This is a genomic window from Bradyrhizobium sp. MI1.3, assembly GCF_055811695.1.
Window position 1 is genome coordinate 140,125 of record NZ_JBVVPQ010000002.1, and the last position, 17,373, is coordinate 157,497.

Consider the following 17,373-nt stretch of genomic DNA (forward strand, 5'->3'; position numbering starts at 1 on the left):
GGATCGCGAGGGGCGCCCCGATCTCCGCCTGTCATTCCGGCTTGCGTGAGTCCGTAGGATGGGTAGAGCCCTTGCGAAACCCATCTTTTCCTCCTTTAATCATTCTCCATATGACGGGTTATCGTCGCAACTTTACCCCCGGAGGCAGCTTCTTCTTCACCGTCAATCTGGCGGAGCGGAGGCATTCCTTACTGACGGATCATGTCGAGATATTGCGCGCCGCGTTTCGCGAAACGCGCCAGCGTCATCCATTTACGATTGATGGCATCGTTGTGCTGCCCGATCATCTCCATGCGGTCTGGACACTGCCTGAAGGCGATGCCAACTACGCCACGCGCTGGCGGTTGATTAAATCGACATTTTCACGCGGCGTCGCGCGCGGCGAGCGCATATCTTCGAGCCGTGCCGCCAAGGGTGAGCGCGGTATCTGGCAGCGCCGCTATTGGGAGCATACCATTCGGGACGAGGGCGACTTCGCTCGGCATGTCGACTATGTCCACATCAACCCGGTCAAGCATGGTCTCGTCACGCGGGTGAGCGATTGGGCATTGTCGTCGTTTCATCGCCATGTGAAACTTGGAAATTACCCGGTGGACTGGGCGGGCGACCATTCCGACGGCATCCACGACTATGGTGAAAGAGGATAGAAGCAAATGATGGGTATCGCGGAGCAAAACCCTTTCTATGCGCTGATAGCAGGGACTTAATACGATGCATCCCGTCGACGACGATCCTATGATGGCATCCGCCATCGGGCGATGCTCCAAACTATCGCTGTGACGGTCTTCAGTTTTTTCAAATCAACGAGTACTCAGAGCGCCGTTCTAAAGAAACTCGCCAAAATCTCGCCCTTCATGACGCAGGATTTGCGGGACCGTCTTACTCACGCCCTCAAGACATATGCAGCCCTTGCTGAGGGCCGCAATCAGCTTTTGCACAATCCGATTGGAAGAAGCTTTAATGACCAAGTTTATATTATGCTGCGAACTCCCGTGCCCAGGACCGGTGGGATACCTTATGAAGCCAAACCAATTTCTCCATCTGAAATTGATGGTCTGTCTGCCGAGATAAGGGCGTTTGTTCTTGAGCTTGTCGACCTCCAAAAAGAGATCATGAAAGCGCAGCATCCGGGCACTTCACTGTTCGGTGGGCTATTCCCCAGAGAATAAGCGAGAGGCCGCCGGGTGGATTGAGCCTTTGCGAAACGCATCATCCTCGCGCGTGGTGACGTAGCGTCAATACCGCACCGTCGCAACTTCGCCCCGGCTGGACGCTTCTTTCTTTGCCGGCAATCTTGCTGACGAGAGTGTCTGGATGTTCTGGTGCGGCGTCTCGGGCTGGTGGCTATTCGTTAGCGATGGGTTTCGCAAGGGCTCAACCCATCCTACGGCTCTGAATCTCCGTTGCCAACGGAGATGAGTCCCACCCGGCCCCAGCTTGAGAAACTTATCACCTCGGCCGCCGTTTAATTGCGGCTGAGGAGACGCCATGCCGATCAAGGACCAGATCAAAAATCTCGCCAAGAAGCTCGTCGAGGATCACCCCGACGCGGCAACGCTGCGGGCGCTCGTGCGGGCTCGGAAGCCGACAGCCATCCGCTTCCAGGACGATGGCATCGTGCCGAATAACCCGCATTTTCCAGTGTTGCTCTATCGCGGCGCGGTGAATCTGAAGACCCGGCGTTTTGCTCCAGAGGTCATCGTCGACACGCTGTTCGATAGTCATGGCTGGGGCCGCTCCTGGCGCGATACGGTGTATGACTTTGTCCACTACCATTCGCAGATCCACGAAGTGATGGGCGTGGCACGCGGCACGGCTAGGATCGAGTGCGGCGGGATCAAGGGGCGAATCCTGAGCGTGAAGGCCGGAGACGTTCTGGTTCTTCCCGCAGGGACCGGACACCGGCTGATCGAGTCCAGCCGGGACTTCCTGGTCGTCGGAGCGTATCCGCAGGAGGGGACGTATGACGAGTGCACCGACACGCGAGAGCGTCCTGACGCCAGCAAACGCATCGCCAAGGTCCGTAAGCCGAAGACCGATCCCGTGCTGGGTGCCGGCGGCCCGTTGCTCAAATCATGGCGGATAAAGCCATCGCGATCGTGACGCGGGGGATCGCTTTCGCTGTGCCGGTTCGAGGTGTCGTTCGTTGGAACGCCGGCCGTCTCGGTCAGGTCAGATAATCCGGCGTGAAATCCGCGAGCGCGCGGAGTTCGTCGGGTTGCAACAGCTCGATCTCGCTTCCCTCCCAGGCAATCAATCGGCGCCCTCTCAGCTCCTGGATGGTGCGATTGACGTGGACGATCGACAGTCCGCAGGCATCGGCGACATGCCGCTGCGTCATCGGCATTTGGAAGCGGCCGTTCTTGACGAGGCCCACGACCTCCAGCCTTGCGGCGAGTTCGCAGATCAGATGCGCCACCTTCGGCAACGCCGCCTGTGCGCCGAGGCGCGCGATCCATTGTCGCGAGATCGCCGCATCGATCAGCGTCTCGCGCCAGAACGCGCGGGTCAGGTGAATGGAGCTGTCGAGCAGCTGCTTGAGTTGGCTGTGTGCGACGTAGCCGACGATCGAGGGTCCAAGACCGACGAGGTCCGCATCCATCGGCGACACCAGCAGCGTGTGCAGGCACGGCATGTCGCCGGGAACGTGGAAGGCGAGGATCTGGCTGCGATCGCCGACGATGCGAGCCTGGTAGAGGAAGCCGCTGACGATGAAAACGCAGCGGGAGGCATCTTCACCCTGGCGCAGCACGATCTCGCCGTCGGAGACCTGGCGCAGCGTGGACGGCAGACCCGCGATCTGGCGGCGTTCGTCTTCTGAGAGGCCTTCAATCGCCTGGAGATGCGCGATGAACTTCGGGTGCGGCATGGTGAGGAGGAGGGGTTTCAGTCGTCACGCGGCACGGCCGGTTCGAGCAGGTGTTGGGAGAGTTTTGCGATGGTCCAATCGGACACGGGAACCGCCTGGAACTCGCGGATGGCGTGCGCAAGCTCCTGATCCGACATCGGCCGCGCCGGCTGGTTCAACCTGCCTTGCAGGAAGGCAGCGCTGATACTGTCCAGGTGCTCGCCCGAATCCGTAGCGAACAGGTGGCGAATGCGTTTCAGGATCGTCGTAGGGCTCATGCGAAGGGCGGGGGCAGTCAGCAATCGAGGGATGGTGGGGCTGCGACCCTGTACCGTCGCAAACCGGTAGCAACCTGTGCTTCCGTCTCGCGTTCTAGTCCGCTGGATTCGGGCCAGATGTATCATTTGATCGAACCGGCAGGATTTTTGGCGGGACGCATGGAACGGGACACATGGAAAAAGCCCATGACGTGCTGATCCGGAACCTCGGCGAGCACACCGCGCTTGCACAGGAGGATGTCGCCGAAATTCGCGGGCTGACTTTTGTGCAGCGCGAGTTCGCGCCGAATGAGGATTTCATCCGTCAGGGCGACGAACCCGAGCATTCGGCGCTGGTCGTCTCCGGCATGATCGCCCGCTACCATCTGCTCGACAGCGGCAGGCGGCAATATCTCGCGTTCCATTTGTCTGGAGACCTGCCGGACTCCCAGGGACTGTTCATCGACCAGATGGACCATGGGCTGTGTGCGCTCGGGCCTGCCTCGGTGGCGTTCATCCCGCATCGCGAATTGTTCATTGCCTTTCGGCGACGACCGACCTTCGCACTGTCGGTCTGGCGCGAGACGCTGCTCGATGCCGCTATCTTTCGCGAGGCCATCACCAACAATAGCGCCCGGCCGATGCACGCGCGCATGGCGCACCTGTTCTGCGAGCTGTTCTACCGCGCGCGGGCCGCGCAGCTCGTCCGCGGCAATCGCTGCCGTCTGCCGATCAGCCTGGCGCAGCTCGGCGAGACGCTGGGCATGGCGATCGCGACAGTGAACCGGACGCTCTCCGAGCTCAGGCGGAGCGGGACCATGGACATGCGCGACGGCGAGCTGATCGTCCTGAAATGGCGCGAACTGCAGCGGCTCGGAGGCTTCAGTCCGACCTATCTGCACTTGAAGCGCCAATCGCCGCCGCATGCGTGAGACCTAAAGCGAACCGTCCGCGGCCGTGCGTCCCATCACCTCGTCAAAGTGCTTCTTCACCCAGTCGTTGCAGGAGCAGGCTCTGGCTTCGAGCGCCGGCGCATCGAGGATCAGGATGGCGCCACGGCGTGTCGCGAGGATCTGCCTCGCCTTGAACATCTGGATGACGCGGCTGGCATAGCTGCGGGACACGCCAAGCATCCCGGCAAGCTGCTCATGGGTGAGGGGGATCTCGGGGCCGCCGACGTGCTCCTGCGCGGAGATGATCCACTTGGCGGCGCGCTGCTCGATCGAATGCGCGGCATTGCAGGCCGCGGTCTGGAGCAGCTGTGCGAACTGGCAGTCGCCATAGCGCGAGAAGACCTGGTGGAGCGTGGCCGACCTCTGCTGGGCCTGCTCTAGCGCGCGGTGCGGCAACCGCATCAGGGTCCCGCCCAGCTTCACGACGATGCGCGAATAGACCAGCGAGGCGCTGCGGCCGGCGGCAATGCCCACCGCGCCCTCGCGCCCGACCAGCAGGCTTTCAACCTCGCGATCGTCCTCGACTGGCACGGCGAATGACACGAGCGTGGAGCGGCAAGGAAAATGGACCGCCGCGACCTCGTCGCCGGCGTGATACAGGATGTGGCTCGCCTCGAGTTCGACCGGCTGGAGGTGCGGCGCGAACAGTTCGAAATCCGTGCGGCTGAGCCGCTGGAGAAGATCGTTCTGGGGCCGACCGGTCACATGTCTTGCTCTGGCCGGGAATCGGCGCCGGCCAGAACCCTACGTTTCCATGACGGAGCCGACGGTTCCAAAGTGCACACAAGGCGTTTTCAAGCGTTGAAAAGATGGCCTCCGGCTTACGGAATTCCGGAAAATTCTGGCGCGGCGCATGGCACGCGAGGCAAATGGCGCAGCCGAACCCAGCGGCCTTCAACTTTACGAGCTCTGTGCAGGAGTGCACACAGCAGGAGCGCGGATCAGCGTAGCGTGCTCGTCGCGGAGCGCCGCAGCCCGTGCGCTCTGCCCGACGGACCGCCGGCCTATATCTCAAACGCCGCCGGGCCGGCGGGCCCGAGGGCGGCCAGGATGTTCATCACCCGACGTTCGTCACCCGAAGCGTGCTTCGCAATCGTGCGCGGGCCGGCTTTTTTCCGCGTGGGCGCGATAGGCATCGATCGCCCTGTTGGCGAGCATCAGTTGCCGGCGTTCACCGGTCCTGAGCTGGGCCTCAATGGCGTCGAGCAGGACGTTCGCCGTCTCGTCCGGAGAGCCGAGCTCTCCGCTCTGCTCCAGGAAGCTCCAGGCGATGAAGAATGCGTTCTCGACGGTGCAGCGAATGGACATGGCTGCCAACGCGGCGCGGCCATTGCCGTTCCGCGGGACAGACGAATGCCGTGAATTGGCGCGCGTGCCCGCGTTACTTCAGCGAGCTGCTGATCGAGGTGAACTTCTTGTTCAGCGTCGCGCCGAGATTGTTGACGAGGGCGAGGACCATAATCTGCAGAGATCAGGTTCCCCAATTTGGAACACCGGCTTGCGTCAATTTCGAGTGAATCGCGATGATTGAAGCCGGCGGCGAGATGACCCCGCCGCCTCGCGCTTCTCGCGCATGCTAATTCTTGAGCACGATGCGGCCGACGACCTTGCCGGCGCGAAGCTCGTCGATCCAGGTCTGCACGTCGCCCATCGGCTCCTCGCGCATCGGCGTCGGCTTGATCTTGCCGGCGCGGGCGAGCGCCATCAGCTCGTGAGCCTCGGTGAGCGTGCCGACCATGAAGCCCTCGATGGTCATGCGCTTGTAGACCCATTGCACCATCGGCAACGTGAACTGGCCGCCCATCAGGCCGGAGACCACGATCTTGCCGCCGCGCGCGGCGACGGCGACCGCGAAAGCCATGGACTTCTCGTTGCCCGCGAAATCGACGATCTCGTCGAAGCCGCCATCGGTTTCCTTGAGGATGCGCTTGATCACGTCGGGCTCGGCCGGATCGTAGGCCGCCGCCGCGCCGTTCTTCAGCGCGGTTTCCCGCGCGGCACCGCTGAGGTCGGCGACCGTGATCGGCTGCTTGAACATGGCCGCCGCGAAGGAAAGGCCCATCATGCCGACACCGCCGAGGCCGATCAGCAGGAGATTGCGCTGGCGCGGTCGGTCGACCAGGCGCTTGAGCGCGCCATAGGCGGTGACGCCGGAGCACATCAGCGTCGCGGCTTGGTTGACGGGCAGGGGATCGTAGTCGAGCAGATATTTCGCGTCAGGCACCAGCACGTGGGTGGCGAAGCCGCCGTCGATGGAGACGCCAAGAAAGCGCTGCCTGGCGCAGAGGTTCTCGTCGCCATTGGCGCAGTCGCGACACTGGCCGCAACCGATCCACGGAAACACCGCCTTCTTGCTACCGACGAGACCGGCGAACACTTCGGGGCCGACTTCGTCGACCACGCCTGCGATCTCGTGGCCGAGCGTGAAGGGCAGCGTCATGCCGCGCGTGGTGTCGAGCTTCTTGCCGCCGCCGAGATCGGCGTAGCCGTCCTGGATGTGCAGATCGGAGTGGCAGAGGCCGCAGCGCTCGATGCGCACCAGCACCTCGCGTCCTTGCGGCTTCGGCGTGTCGACGATGGTCTCGCAGAGCGGCGCATCGAACTTGACGAGGGACTGCCGACGCATCAACGCCATATTTCTTCCTCCGAAATTATCTCTCTGTTTCGCTGCGTATATTGGCCAATTCACGGGCCATGGCAACAAAGCCGGAAATCGGAACGGTCTCGGCGCGCCGCGTCGCATCGACGCCGGCAGCTGCGGCCAGCCGCGCGGGATCGGCGCCGAGCGACTTCAGACTTTGTCGCAGCATCTTGCGGCGCTGGCCGAACGCGGCGGCGGCGACCTGTTCGAGCAGCTTGCGATCGCAGGCGAGAGGGTTTTCGCGCGGGATCAGTCGCACGACGGAAGACGTGACCTTCGGCGGCGGCACGAAGGCGGACGGCGCGATGTCGAACAGGATCTTGGTCTCGCAGCGCCAGTTGGCGAGCACGCCGAGCCGGCCGAAGGCCTCCTCGTCCTCGCGCGCCACGATACGCTCGCCGACCTCGCGCTGGAACATCAGGACCATCATGTCGTACCAGGGCGGCCAGGGCTCGGTGGTGAGCCAGCCGACGAGGAGGTGGGTCGCGATGTTGTAGGGCAGGTTCGCGACGATTTTTGCTCTTTCGCCGGATAGCAGCGGGCGCGGGTCGAAGCTCATGGCGTCGCCATGCACGATCTCGAGACGGCCGGGATAGCGCGCGGAAATTTCCTGCAAGGCAGGGATTGCCCGCTCGTCATGCTCGATGGCGATGACGCGTCTGGCGCCGAGTGCGAGCAAGGCGCGCGTCAGCCCGCCCGGGCCAGGGCCGATCTCGATGATGGTGGAGTCCTCGAGCGGAGCCGCCGCACGCGCGATACGCGCGGTGAGATTGAGGTCGAGGAGGAAGTTCTGGCCGAGCGATTTGCGCGCCGACAAGGCGTGCTGGCGAATGACCTCGCGAAGCGGCGGGAGGTCGTCGATCGCGCTCATCGGGTTTTCGCTGCCGCCATCCGGCTCGCGAGCCTCAAGGCGGCGATCAGGCTTGCAGGATTGGCCTTGCCAGTGCCGGCGATGTCGAAGGCGGTGCCGTGGTCGGGCGAGGTACGGATGAAGGGCAGGCCGAGCGTGACGTTGACCGCGTCGTCAAAGGCCACCGTCTTGATCGGGATCAGCGCCTGGTCGTGGTACATGCAGACGGCGCAGTCATAGCTGTTTCGCGCGGCTTCGTGGAACATGGTGTCGGCGGGGAGCGGTCCCTTCGCCTCGATCCCGTCGCTGCGCAACGTCTTGATCGCCGGCGCGATCACGGTCTGCTCCTCGTGGCCGAGCGAGCCGTCCTCGCCCGCGTGCGGATTGAGGCCGGAAATCGCGATGCGCGGATTCGCGATGCCGAAGCGGGATTTGAGTTCGGTCGCGACGATGCGCACGGTCGAGACGATCAGCTCGCTGGTGAGCTGGGCCAGTGCATCGCGCAAGGAGACGTGGATGGTCACGGGCACCACGGCGAGCCGCGGCGACCACAGCATCATCACCGGCTGCGGCACGCGGCCGTCTTCCGCGGCGAGCTCGGCGAGGAATTCGGTATGGCCGGGATGGCGGAAGCCGGCGCGATAGAGCACGCTCTTGGCGATCGGATTGGTGACGACGGCACCGGCGCGGCCCTCGCGGACATCCGTGACCGCCTGGCGGATCGAGGCGAGGGCGGCGGGCGCGCTCGATGCGTCCGGCTTGCCGGGCTCGGCGCTCGCGGGCTCGCCGGTCGCAACCACGGGCAGGGCCTCGGGGAAGGCGGCCTTGGCCTCGCCGGCGCTTACCGAAGCTATCCTGACGTCGGCGCCGAGCGCATTGGCGCGGCGGGCGATCAGCGCCTCGTCGCCGAGCAGATAGAAGGCGGGCAGGTCCAGTTCGCGGCGCTTGAGCCAGGCTGCGATGGTGATGTCGGGGCCGATGCCGGCAGGTTCTCCCAGCGTCAGGGCGAGAGGCTTGGCAGGCTGCTGGGCCATCAGCGGTTGCGATACTCGATCATCGCCGCTTTGCGGAGCTCCTCGAGATAGGCCTTCTGGGTCTTCTCGTACTTCTCCTGATACATCTTCTCGCGGACCTCGCGCTTCTTCGGCGTGTCGATCATGGTCGGCTTGCGCGAGCACAGCACCACCATCTCGACGCCCGCCTTGGTCGTCTCGGGAGCGGTCAGGTGGCCGATCGGCGTGTCGTCGAGGACCTTGCGCAACGCCTCGGGCAATTCCGCCGTGGTCTTGGTGACGGTGTCGCGGATCGTGGCGTTCGGCGTGGAGCGGAACAACGAATTGGCTTCTTCGCAGCTTCCGACGCGCGAGCGATATTGCTCGGCTTCCTTATGCCGCGTCTCCAGGAACGCCGGCGACGAGCCGCGCGGCACGAGCAGCACGATCGGCTGCATCTTGTATTCGGTCCCCTCGATCTGCAGCTTGTCGCCGGTCTGGGCCTGCACGGCCTGCGCGACGTCCTTCTCGCCGACCAACAACTTCTCCTTGAAGCGGCCGCGCACGAGGCTGGTCCAGACCATCTCGGCCTTCATGCGGTTCTTCAGGGTTTCGGGGCGGACGCCCTTGACCTCGAGCGACTTGGTGAGCTGGTCCGGCGAGATGCGCATGCGCTGCGCCATGCCCTCGTAGGACTGGTTGATGTCGGAGACACCGGGGTCGACCCCGTATTTCTTGCCTTCCTTCATCTTCACCCGGTCGTCGATCAGCTCGTTGATGACCTCCTGACGGGCCGGTGTCTTCTGCGTCGTCAGCTGGTCGAGCTTGGAGCGCTGCTCGACGTCGAAGTCGGTGATGGGATCGCCGTTGACCATCACGACGATGTTCTGCGCGCGCGACGGCGCGCCGGCCAGGAGCAGGGCGGCGAGGACGAGGAAGAGGCGGAAGACAGGCAATGGGATCGTCATATTTGTCGCTCGCATGTCAGCCGCGGTGAACCTGCGATCGGGAACACGCGGCCGGCACCTTCAAACCGTTCACTGGAGACCGCCGCCGGAACTGCTGGTCGTCGCTGTGTTCGCCAGCGTGCGCAGGCCGATCTGGAACATGATCGCGTGGTTCAGCACGGGCGGCGCCGCGCCTGCGGAATAGCTATACGCAGTTACATAGTTCAAGCCGAGCACAAAGCAATCGTCGACGTAGCCGGCACCGAGCACATACTGATTGATCTTGTTGGCCTCCAGGTCCCAGCGCGCCGAGCCCGTGACCACCCAGTTGGCCGCGACCTTGATCGAGCCCGACGTCAGGATGCCCTCGCGGCGGGTCAGATAGCCGAGTTCCGGCTGGGCCGCGTAATTGCCGTACAGCATGCTGACGGACCAGCGGTTGAAGTTGGCGCGGCCTTCCGCCTCGAAGCGCTGGATGTTCCAGGTCTGCTCGTCCATGCGCGAGCGAACGCTGAACGTATAGGTGCTGTTGGGCGAATAGGCGGCGCTCGCCACATAGTCGGAGCGCGGCCTCTGCAGACCGGAATCCACGCCAGTATTGATGGAGTCCTGGACCGCGAAGGAGTTCATGCCGAACAGCTGGTAGGACTGGCCGAACAGCGTCTTGATGGCGCCGCCCCTGTCGAATTGCGTGGTGGACTGCACGCCGACATTGGCGCGGCCGCCGCCCTCGACACGGTCGTAACCGGAGAACTTGTCGACGCTGAACAGATTCGAGGCGTCGAACACCATGCTCTGCGCGTCCTCGTTGGGGAGCTTGCCGGCATAGGTCTCGTTCGGCCGGATGATGATCTGCGCGATCGGCTCGATGGTGGTCGAGCCCCAAGGCTGAACGTTGATGAAGGGGTAGCGGTATTCGAGGCCCACGGTCGGCATCAGGCGGAACGCCTGGGTGTCGCCGACAGGAAGATAGTTCGACACGCCCGGCTGGTTGGAGACCGAGGAGTTGATCGCGTCGGCGCGGAGAATGGCGAACGGGGTCCAGATTTCACCGAATGGATCGGTGAAGGACTTGCGCCACTGCGCTTCGGCCGTCAGGCGGGTGTAGGTGCCGGGGAAGCCGCGCAGCAGGCACTGCGACGGCGTGCGCGCGAGCGGATCGGCCGACACCGTCGTGCACAGGCCATTGGTGTTGGCGAGCGTCGTAATCGGATCGAACACCGCGGTGTCACGCGACAGGTTCACGAAATTGGTCTTGTAGCTGAACTCGCCGCCGAAGACCGGATAGTTCAGCACGTTCGAGTAGTCGATCACGGGGTAGACGACCGGCACCTGGCTCTGATTGCCCGAGTAACTCAGCCAGTACATCGTGCGCGCGTCGAAGAAGCTACGATTGCCGACACCGGTCAGGTAAAGCTGCGAGAGTGCATCCGTCGGCAGATACAGGAACGAGCCCAGCGGATCGCGATATTGCGACAACCGATAGTCCGAGAAGAAATAGTAGTCGGACATCAGGACACCGTCCCAACCCCAGACCCATTTGTCGTTCAGCGCGAACTGACCCTTGGTGTCGACGGCGCCGCGGAACTGCTTGTCGCCGGGCTGGCCGGCGAGCGCGCTGCGGTCGAGCTGGTCGATGCCGTAGACGCGGATCTGATAGGCGCCGTCCATCAGGCGCTGGCGGAATTCGGCCTGGAACAGCACGCCCTGCTTGGACGTGATGCGCGGGCTGAAGGTCGCGTCCATGTCGGGTGCGATCGCCCAGTAGAACGGAACCTCGACGCCGTAGCCGAACGGCGTATTCGACGTGAAGCCCGGCATCAGGAAGCCGGTCTTGCGCTTCACGGTCGGGTCGGGCGTCGAGAAATAGGGCATATAGGCGATCGGCACGCCGAAGAATTCGAGCTGCGCCGTCTCGAAATACAGCATCTTCTCCTGCTGGTCGTGGATGATGCGCGCACCCTTGACCTGCCATAGCGGCGGCTTCTTCGGGTCGTCCTTGCACGGCGCGCAGGCCGTGTAGACGCCGTTCTCGAACACTGTGTAGTTGCCGCTGGAACGATCGGAGCGGCTCGCCGCCATGCGGGTCTGGTCGGCCGTGTCAACGCGCAGCGAATCGACGAAGCCGTCACGGTAGTCGTCGGAAAGGTCCAGGATCTCGGCATAGGTGATCTTGCCGTCGGCATCCGTCATCCGGATGTTGCCTTCGGCATGGAGCCGCTTGGTCTTCTGGTCGTAGATGACCTTGTCGGCCTCGACGCTGGTGCCGTTGTAGAACAGCTGGACGTTACCGACCGCGGAGACGCGCGAATTGTTGTAGTCGTAGTCGACCTCGGTCGCCTGAACCAGCATCTGGTTGTCGTTGACGGCCTTCGGCGGCTTCGCACGCGGCGGCAGCGGATTGTAGGTGAAGCTCTGGGCGGAGGCCGGCGCCACGGCGGCAACGTCCATCAGGCCACCGAGCGATGCCACGGCGGCGACAGCAAGCAGGAACCTGCGAATGGACAAGCCACACCCGTTCGCGCGCACCAATGTGCGCCGCGTCAAACGAGACACGGGTCCTCGGTGGACGGCCGTCACTATCCGTCCTCCTGATACAGCAAGGCCAAAAAGCCGGTGAGGCCGCCCACCACCACGGGCAACCACGCCGCAGCGATCGGATGCATCAACTCAGCCTTGCTCAAATCTTCAGTCACTTTCGACAGAACGTAGAGCAGAAAGCCTGCGCCCACGCCACTCAAAACCATCTTCTGCACGCCGCCCATCCGGAAGAAGCGCAACGACACGGAAGCCGCGAGCATCACCATGGCCGCAAGCAAAAACGGCTGTGCCAGAAGCTTCTGATACTGGAGTCGGTATCCGGCTGTCGCGAAGCCCGAGCTTTCGGAAGAGCGGATGTAGCTCGGTAGTTGCCAAAAGGACACAGTCTCGGGTGTGGAAAAGCTGTTGCGGACCTGCGCCTCGGTCAGCGTCGTCGGAATCTCCAGGCTGGCCTGATCGACCGGGGGCGAATCCAACGAGAAGCGGCGGACGCCCTTGAACAGCCAACGGCCGGCCTCGAGTGTCGCCTCTCGCGCCTCGATGCGCTCCTTGAAGTGCTGCTCTGTGTCAAACCGGAATAGCGTGAGTCCCGTGAGCCGGATACCCTGCTGCTCGCTGCGCGCCGCGTTGATGATGGTCTGGCCGTCATTGGTGACCTGATTGAGCCAGAAGCCGGAGGCGTCCTGAATGCCGCCGCCGGGCGCCGAGCCGAACAGCTCGGCTTCCATGCGCTTGGAGAGCTCGCGCAGATTGGCCGACATCGGATTGTAGGCGACGGTGGCGATCACTCCGATCAGGAGCGCGCTGCCGAGCGCCGGCGAGATGAATTGCCATGCGGAGACGCCGGCGGCGCGCGCGACCACGAGCTCGAGCCGGCGGGAGAGGGCGAGATAGCAGGTCATGGCGCCGATCAGCATGCAGAACGGCGTCAGCTTCTCCAGCAGCTGCGGCACGCGGAACAGCGAGGTCTCGGCCACCATGACCGCGGAGGCGGATGCGAGGCCCGAAGTCTTGCGCACCATCTCGATGTAATCGACCAGCACCAGCAACAAAAAAATGCTGGCGAACACGCCGAGCGCCGCGACCACGAAACGGCCGGCGAAATAGCGCCCGAGTGTGTTGGTGAGCATGCTCATGCGGTGGCCGGCCGTCTGAACAGCCGCGCGATGCGTGCGTTCGACCTGTTGATGGCCTCCATGAGGCGCGGCGGCGGTTCGACCACAAGGCCGCCGATGATGATCGCCATCCCGATGCCGATGGCACCAATGACCATCGCATATTGGACCAGCACCGCGCCGGGCGATTTCACCGCCATCACCGAGCAGGCAAAGCCGGCCATGCGCAGGCCGAACACGGCGAAGATCGATGAGCCCATCGAGAAATTGCGGCTCTGGCGGGTGGTGCGAGGCGCACCCAGAAACGCGAAGGTCAGCACGGCAAAGGCGAAGGGATAGATCGGCGCCAGCAGGCTGTCATGCAATGCCGAGCGGAACTGGCCGGGAATCTGCTTGTAGACGGGGTCGTCTTCGGACGGCGAGAGCAGCTCCCAGAGATAACGCTCGCGGATGCCGAGGGTGACGTCGCGGCCCTGGCCCGAGAACTTGGACATGTCGAAGCCGTAGCGGCCGAACGCCACCAGCGCGGGATCGCGCTTGCCGGCCTCGAAGCGCTGGAGATTGCCGGTCTCCAGCACCAGGAACGATCCGTTCTCGTTCTTCATGACTTCGCCGTGCTCGGCGACGATCGAGACCCGCTCGTTCGGATCGCGGCGGTCGTCGATGAAGATGCCAGCGAGGATGCCGCCGGGCTGGCGTTCGCGAATCCTGATCGTCAGGTTCTTGTCGAGCTGGGCGAAGCGGCCGGGCTGCAGGATGTTGGTAAGCACGTCGGCGGTGATCTCGGCGTCCCACTGCTTGATCCGCCGCATGCCATCGGGAGCGAGATAGGCCGCGATGAAGGCGACCAGCAGCGCCACCACGCAGGTGGCGTAGAAGAACGGATAGAACAGCCGGAACGGCGAGAAGCCGGCGGCATTCATCACGATGATCTCGGAATCGGTCGCAAGCTTGTTCAGCGTATGCGAGATCGCGATCATCAGCGCGATCGGCGAAATGATCAGGACCAGCGCGGGCACGACGAGGCTGGTGATGCCGAGGAAGGTCAGGATGGTCTGACCCTGGCTCGTCATCAAGTCGATGCCGCGCAACGCCTGCGTAATCCAGATCACGCCCGTGAGGCTGACCAGGACCAGCGCAAACGACGCGAGCGTCGTGCGGAAGATATACCTATCGATTGACCCCATGCGCTACCGCACGAATCCCACCAAGTCCCCAATGCCGGCCGGAATTCCGGCTGTCCAACCAATCCCCGCAAGGGGATCCCCAAGGTCGGTCAACCATCTCATCCGCCGGCTTACTCTCTCAGTACCATCCCTTTGATCCGTCAACAAAATGGCTGCCCCGTGGCACCCTCAATATATGGTTAATATTTCCCTCGTTGTGGCCCCTCGGCCACGGGGGGTGCTTGGCATCGACCGGGCCGGTGGCCCATAGTGCGTTACGCCCAGTGAATCGCCGTTCAGCTCCGGCCCGTGGCCGGGACTGCCGATCGGTAAAAGCGCAACGTTTTTGAGGAGTTACTCATGTCCGATGCCATCAAGGTCGGCTTCGTTCCATTATCTGCCGCCGTCCGTGGCATCATGGTCGTGTTCTGCGACGACAGCCTGAAGCTCGGCCCGGCGACCGCCAAGGCCCTCGGCGGGGCCACCGAACTCGTGAAGCGGGCGGCCACCGCCGCCGCCTTCAAGGGCAAAAGCGGCGCTGCGCTCGACATCCTTGCGCCGGAGGGCGTGATGGCCACCCGCCTGATCGTGATCGGCGCCGGCAAGGCGGCCGGCCTGAAGGCGAACGACTTTCTCAAATTCGGCGGCGTGGCGGCGAGCAAGCTTCCGGCCGGGGTGGCGGCCATGACCATCATGGCGGAACTGCCCAATGGCGCCATGACGAGCGAGCAGGCGGTCGCGATCGCCTCGGGCCTGCGGCTGCGCACCTACAAGTTCGACCGCTACAAGACCAAGAAGAAGGACGGCGAGGAGGGCGGCACGCGCGCCGACGTCTCGTTTGCTGTCGGCGATGTCGTCGCCGCGAAGAAGGCGTTTGCATCGGCCGGTGCGATCGTGGACGGCGTGATCATTGCGCGCGACCTCGTCAACGAGCCGCCGAACGTGCTTTTTCCAGAGGAGTTCGCGCGCCGCGCAGGCTTGCTCCGCAAGCTCGGCGTCAAGATCGAGGTGCTCGACGTCAAGGCGATGGACAAGCTCGGCATGGGCGCGCTGCTCGGCGTCGGCCAGGGCTCGGCGCGGCCGAGCCGCACCGTGATCATGCGTTGGGACGGCGGCAAGAAGGGTGAGGCGCCGGTTGCCTTCGTCGGCAAGGGCGTCTGCTTCGACACCGGCGGCATTTCGATCAAGCCGGCCGGCAGCATGGAGGACATGAAGGGCGACATGGGAGGCGCTGCCTGCGTCGTCGGCCTGATGCATGCGCTCGCCGCACGCAAGGCCAAGGTCAACGTCGTCGGCGCCATCGGCCTCGTCGAGAACATGCCGGACGGCAACGCGCAGCGCCCGGGCGACATCGTCACCTCGATGTCGGGACAGACCATCGAGATCATCAACACCGACGCGGAAGGCCGCCTGGTGCTTGCCGATGTGCTCTGGTACGTCGCCAAGAAAACCAAGCCGAAATTCATGGTGGATCTGGCGACGTTGACCGGCGCCATCGTGGTCGCGCTCGGCACCGAGCATGCCGGCATGTTCTCCAACAATGACGAGCTTGCCGAGCGGCTGCTGGCGGCCGGCATCGAGAGCGGCGAGAAGGTCTGGCGCCTGCCGCTTGGCCCCGAATACGACAAGCTGATCGACTCCCAGTTCGCCGACATGAAGAACACCGGCGGACGCCATGGCGGCTCGATCACCGCGGCGCAGTTCCTCCAGCGCTTCGTGGACGGCACGCCCTGGGCGCATCTCGATATCGCCGGGACCGCCATGGGCGCGCCGAAGACCGACATCAACCACAGCTGGGGAAGTGGCTATGGCGTTCGCTTGCTCGACCGTCTGGTCGCCGACCATTACGAGCGCAAATGACCCGAGATGACTGAAGTCCTTTTCTACCATCTGCAAAACATGACGGTGGAGAACGTGTTGCCGCCCCTTCTCGAGAAATCGCTCGAGCGCGGCTGGCGCGTCGTGGTGCAGTCGACTTCGCCGGAGCGCGCCGATGCGCTCGACGCCCATTTGTGGACCTATCGCGACGATTCCTTCCTGCCGCACGCGACCTGGCGGGTGAGCGACGCCGCCGAACAGCCGATCGTGCTGGCGGTCGAGGATGACAATCCGAACGGTGCCAATGTCCGCTTCCTCGTCGACAACGCCGCGCTGCCGCAGGACGCGCAGGGCTATGAGCGCATGGTGCTGCTGTTCGACGGGGACGATCCGGACGCACTTGCGTTCGCCCGCAGCGCCTGGACGGATTGCAAGGCGCGGGGATTTGATGTCACCTATTGGCAGGCCGACGAGCGGGGCCGATGGCAGAAGCGGAATTAGCGGTCGCTCGCAATTAATGATAATTTGCACTTTTCGGGGGATGATGGCTTTTGTCACCTTCGTGCCGCAAAGTGGTGTTGGTACAATTGCTTAGGGCCGATCCTTCACTCGGGGAAATTAGTTTATCGTGCGACATCAAAAGCTTCCCAGCTCGCTCATAGTTGCGTTGGCGGCCATAGCCCCGCTGGTCGCGGGCTGTTCGGGCGGGACCGATCTGTTGTCCAGGGATGCCCAGTGGTTCAACACGCCCAGCCGCCTGTTCATCAAAAGCATCTCGATCGAGTCGCCGCCGCTAACCCCCGACAAGCCGGTTGGGGCCGAGGATCTGGTCAGCGCCGACGGGGCTTGTGCCGGCATGGCGCCGCCGCCCGGGCCGGCTGATGCGAATGCGTCGACGACCGCGCCGGCTCCCATGGGCGGCACCGTCGCGCTCGGCCACACCGAATGCGATGTGGTGCGCGGCATCGGCGCGCCCTCGAGCGTCAACCTCTCCGGTGATGCCGCCGGCAGGCGCGTTGCGGTCGTGACCTGGACGACCGGTCCGCGCGCCGGCATCTACACCTTCACGGCCGGCCGCCTGTCCTCGATCGAGGGCACGCCGGAGGCGCCGGTCATGCCGAAGGCGACCAAGCCGAAGCCGAAGAAGAAGTCGGCGGCGTAACGGGTTTGGCCTTTTGCCCTGATGCTGGTTGCAGCTGTCGCTGCGATCGGCCGCGCATGCTTGCCCCTATCGTCAAGCGATTT

At 63.8% G+C, this 17,373-nt stretch carries 18 protein-coding genes; 7 read left to right on the plus strand and 11 right to left on the minus strand.

Annotated elements, in window-relative coordinates; genetic code table 11:
- Positions 1-110: 110 nt before the first annotated feature.
- From AC0L3A_RS01830 to AC0L3A_RS01840, 3 genes are all read left to right on the plus strand, one after another.
- Positions 111-647: an REP-associated tyrosine transposase gene (locus AC0L3A_RS01830; RefSeq protein WP_473253498.1), complete on the plus strand. Its 537-nt coding sequence runs from the start codon at positions 111-113 to the stop codon at positions 645-647.
- A gap of 111 nt (positions 648-758) precedes the next feature.
- Positions 759-1,169: a hypothetical protein gene (locus AC0L3A_RS01835; protein ID WP_473253499.1), complete on the plus strand. Its 411-nt coding sequence runs from the start codon at positions 759-761 to the stop codon at positions 1,167-1,169.
- 319 nt (positions 1,170-1,488) lie between these two features.
- Positions 1,489-2,103, plus strand: coding sequence for a cupin (locus tag AC0L3A_RS01840; protein ID WP_219683186.1), 615 nt, complete (start codon positions 1,489-1,491; stop codon positions 2,101-2,103).
- A gap of 64 nt (positions 2,104-2,167) precedes the next feature.
- On the opposite strand, the gene AC0L3A_RS01845 is transcribed toward AC0L3A_RS01840, so the two are convergent.
- Both AC0L3A_RS01845 and AC0L3A_RS01850 read right to left on the minus strand, forming a co-directional pair.
- Positions 2,168-2,869, minus strand: a complete 702-nt coding sequence (locus AC0L3A_RS01845; protein WP_007591990.1) for a Crp/Fnr family transcriptional regulator — start codon at positions 2,867-2,869, stop codon at positions 2,168-2,170.
- A gap of 17 nt (positions 2,870-2,886) precedes the next feature.
- Positions 2,887-3,126 (minus strand): hypothetical protein, encoded by a 240-nt coding sequence (locus tag AC0L3A_RS01850; protein WP_473253537.1) that lies wholly within the window; start codon positions 3,124-3,126, stop codon positions 2,887-2,889.
- 173 nt (positions 3,127-3,299) lie between these two features.
- Here AC0L3A_RS01850 and AC0L3A_RS01855 point away from each other — a divergent pair, with 173 nt between their 5' ends.
- Complete coding sequence (locus tag AC0L3A_RS01855; RefSeq protein ID WP_473253500.1) at positions 3,300-4,037, plus strand: Crp/Fnr family transcriptional regulator; 738 nt, start codon at positions 3,300-3,302, stop codon at positions 4,035-4,037.
- A 3-nt stretch (positions 4,038-4,040) separates the two neighbouring features.
- On the opposite strand, the gene AC0L3A_RS01860 is transcribed toward AC0L3A_RS01855, so the two are convergent.
- The 9 genes from AC0L3A_RS01860 to lptF form a co-directional block, all read right to left on the minus strand.
- A complete protein-coding gene (locus AC0L3A_RS01860) occupies positions 4,041-4,763 on the minus strand; it encodes a Crp/Fnr family transcriptional regulator (RefSeq protein ID WP_473253501.1) in 723 nt (240 codons plus the stop codon).
- A gap of 366 nt (positions 4,764-5,129) precedes the next feature.
- Positions 5,130-5,366, minus strand: coding sequence for a hypothetical protein (locus AC0L3A_RS01865; protein WP_007609339.1), 237 nt, complete (start codon positions 5,364-5,366; stop codon positions 5,130-5,132).
- Positions 5,367-5,634: 268 nt separating this feature from the next.
- Positions 5,635-6,693 (minus strand): alcohol dehydrogenase, encoded by a 1,059-nt coding sequence (locus AC0L3A_RS01870; protein WP_473253502.1) that lies wholly within the window; start codon positions 6,691-6,693, stop codon positions 5,635-5,637.
- 16 nt (positions 6,694-6,709) lie between these two features.
- Positions 6,710-7,570, minus strand: coding sequence for a 16S rRNA (adenine(1518)-N(6)/adenine(1519)-N(6))-dimethyltransferase RsmA (rsmA, locus tag AC0L3A_RS01875; RefSeq protein ID WP_473253503.1), 861 nt, complete (start codon positions 7,568-7,570; stop codon positions 6,710-6,712).
- Positions 7,567-8,583 carry a 4-hydroxythreonine-4-phosphate dehydrogenase PdxA gene (pdxA, locus tag AC0L3A_RS01880; RefSeq protein WP_473253504.1) on the minus strand — a complete coding sequence of 339 codons (1,017 nt, stop codon included), beginning with the start codon at positions 8,581-8,583 and terminating at the stop codon, positions 7,567-7,569. Before pdxA ends, rsmA begins: the two co-directional genes overlap by 4 nt.
- Positions 8,583-9,509, minus strand: a complete 927-nt coding sequence (locus AC0L3A_RS01885) for a peptidylprolyl isomerase (RefSeq protein WP_473253505.1) — start codon at positions 9,507-9,509, stop codon at positions 8,583-8,585. The genes pdxA and AC0L3A_RS01885 overlap by 1 nt, the downstream gene beginning before the upstream one ends.
- Before the next feature lie 69 nt (positions 9,510-9,578).
- Complete coding sequence (locus AC0L3A_RS01890) at positions 9,579-12,068, minus strand: LPS-assembly protein LptD (RefSeq protein WP_473253506.1); 2,490 nt, start codon at positions 12,066-12,068, stop codon at positions 9,579-9,581.
- Positions 12,068-13,165, minus strand: a complete 1,098-nt coding sequence (gene lptG, locus AC0L3A_RS01895; RefSeq protein ID WP_007591971.1) for an LPS export ABC transporter permease LptG — start codon at positions 13,163-13,165, stop codon at positions 12,068-12,070. The genes AC0L3A_RS01890 and lptG overlap by 1 nt, the downstream gene beginning before the upstream one ends.
- The gene (gene lptF / locus AC0L3A_RS01900; RefSeq protein WP_007591970.1) at positions 13,162-14,331 is read right to left on the minus strand and encodes an LPS export ABC transporter permease LptF; all 1,170 of its coding nucleotides are present in this window, start codon (positions 14,329-14,331) and stop codon (positions 13,162-13,164) included. The genes lptG and lptF overlap by 4 nt, the downstream gene beginning before the upstream one ends.
- Before the next feature lie 339 nt (positions 14,332-14,670).
- Between lptF and AC0L3A_RS01905 the strand changes: the two genes are divergently transcribed.
- From AC0L3A_RS01905 to AC0L3A_RS01915, 3 genes are all read left to right on the plus strand, one after another.
- Positions 14,671-16,170: a leucyl aminopeptidase gene (locus AC0L3A_RS01905; RefSeq protein ID WP_473253507.1), complete on the plus strand. Its 1,500-nt coding sequence runs from the start codon at positions 14,671-14,673 to the stop codon at positions 16,168-16,170.
- Positions 16,171-16,176: 6 nt separating this feature from the next.
- Positions 16,177-16,629 (plus strand): DNA polymerase III subunit chi, encoded by a 453-nt coding sequence (locus AC0L3A_RS01910; RefSeq protein WP_007591963.1) that lies wholly within the window; start codon positions 16,177-16,179, stop codon positions 16,627-16,629.
- A gap of 166 nt (positions 16,630-16,795) precedes the next feature.
- A complete protein-coding gene (locus tag AC0L3A_RS01915; RefSeq protein WP_198288228.1) occupies positions 16,796-17,290 on the plus strand; it encodes a hypothetical protein in 495 nt (164 codons plus the stop codon).
- The last annotated feature ends 83 nt before the right edge of the window (positions 17,291-17,373 follow it).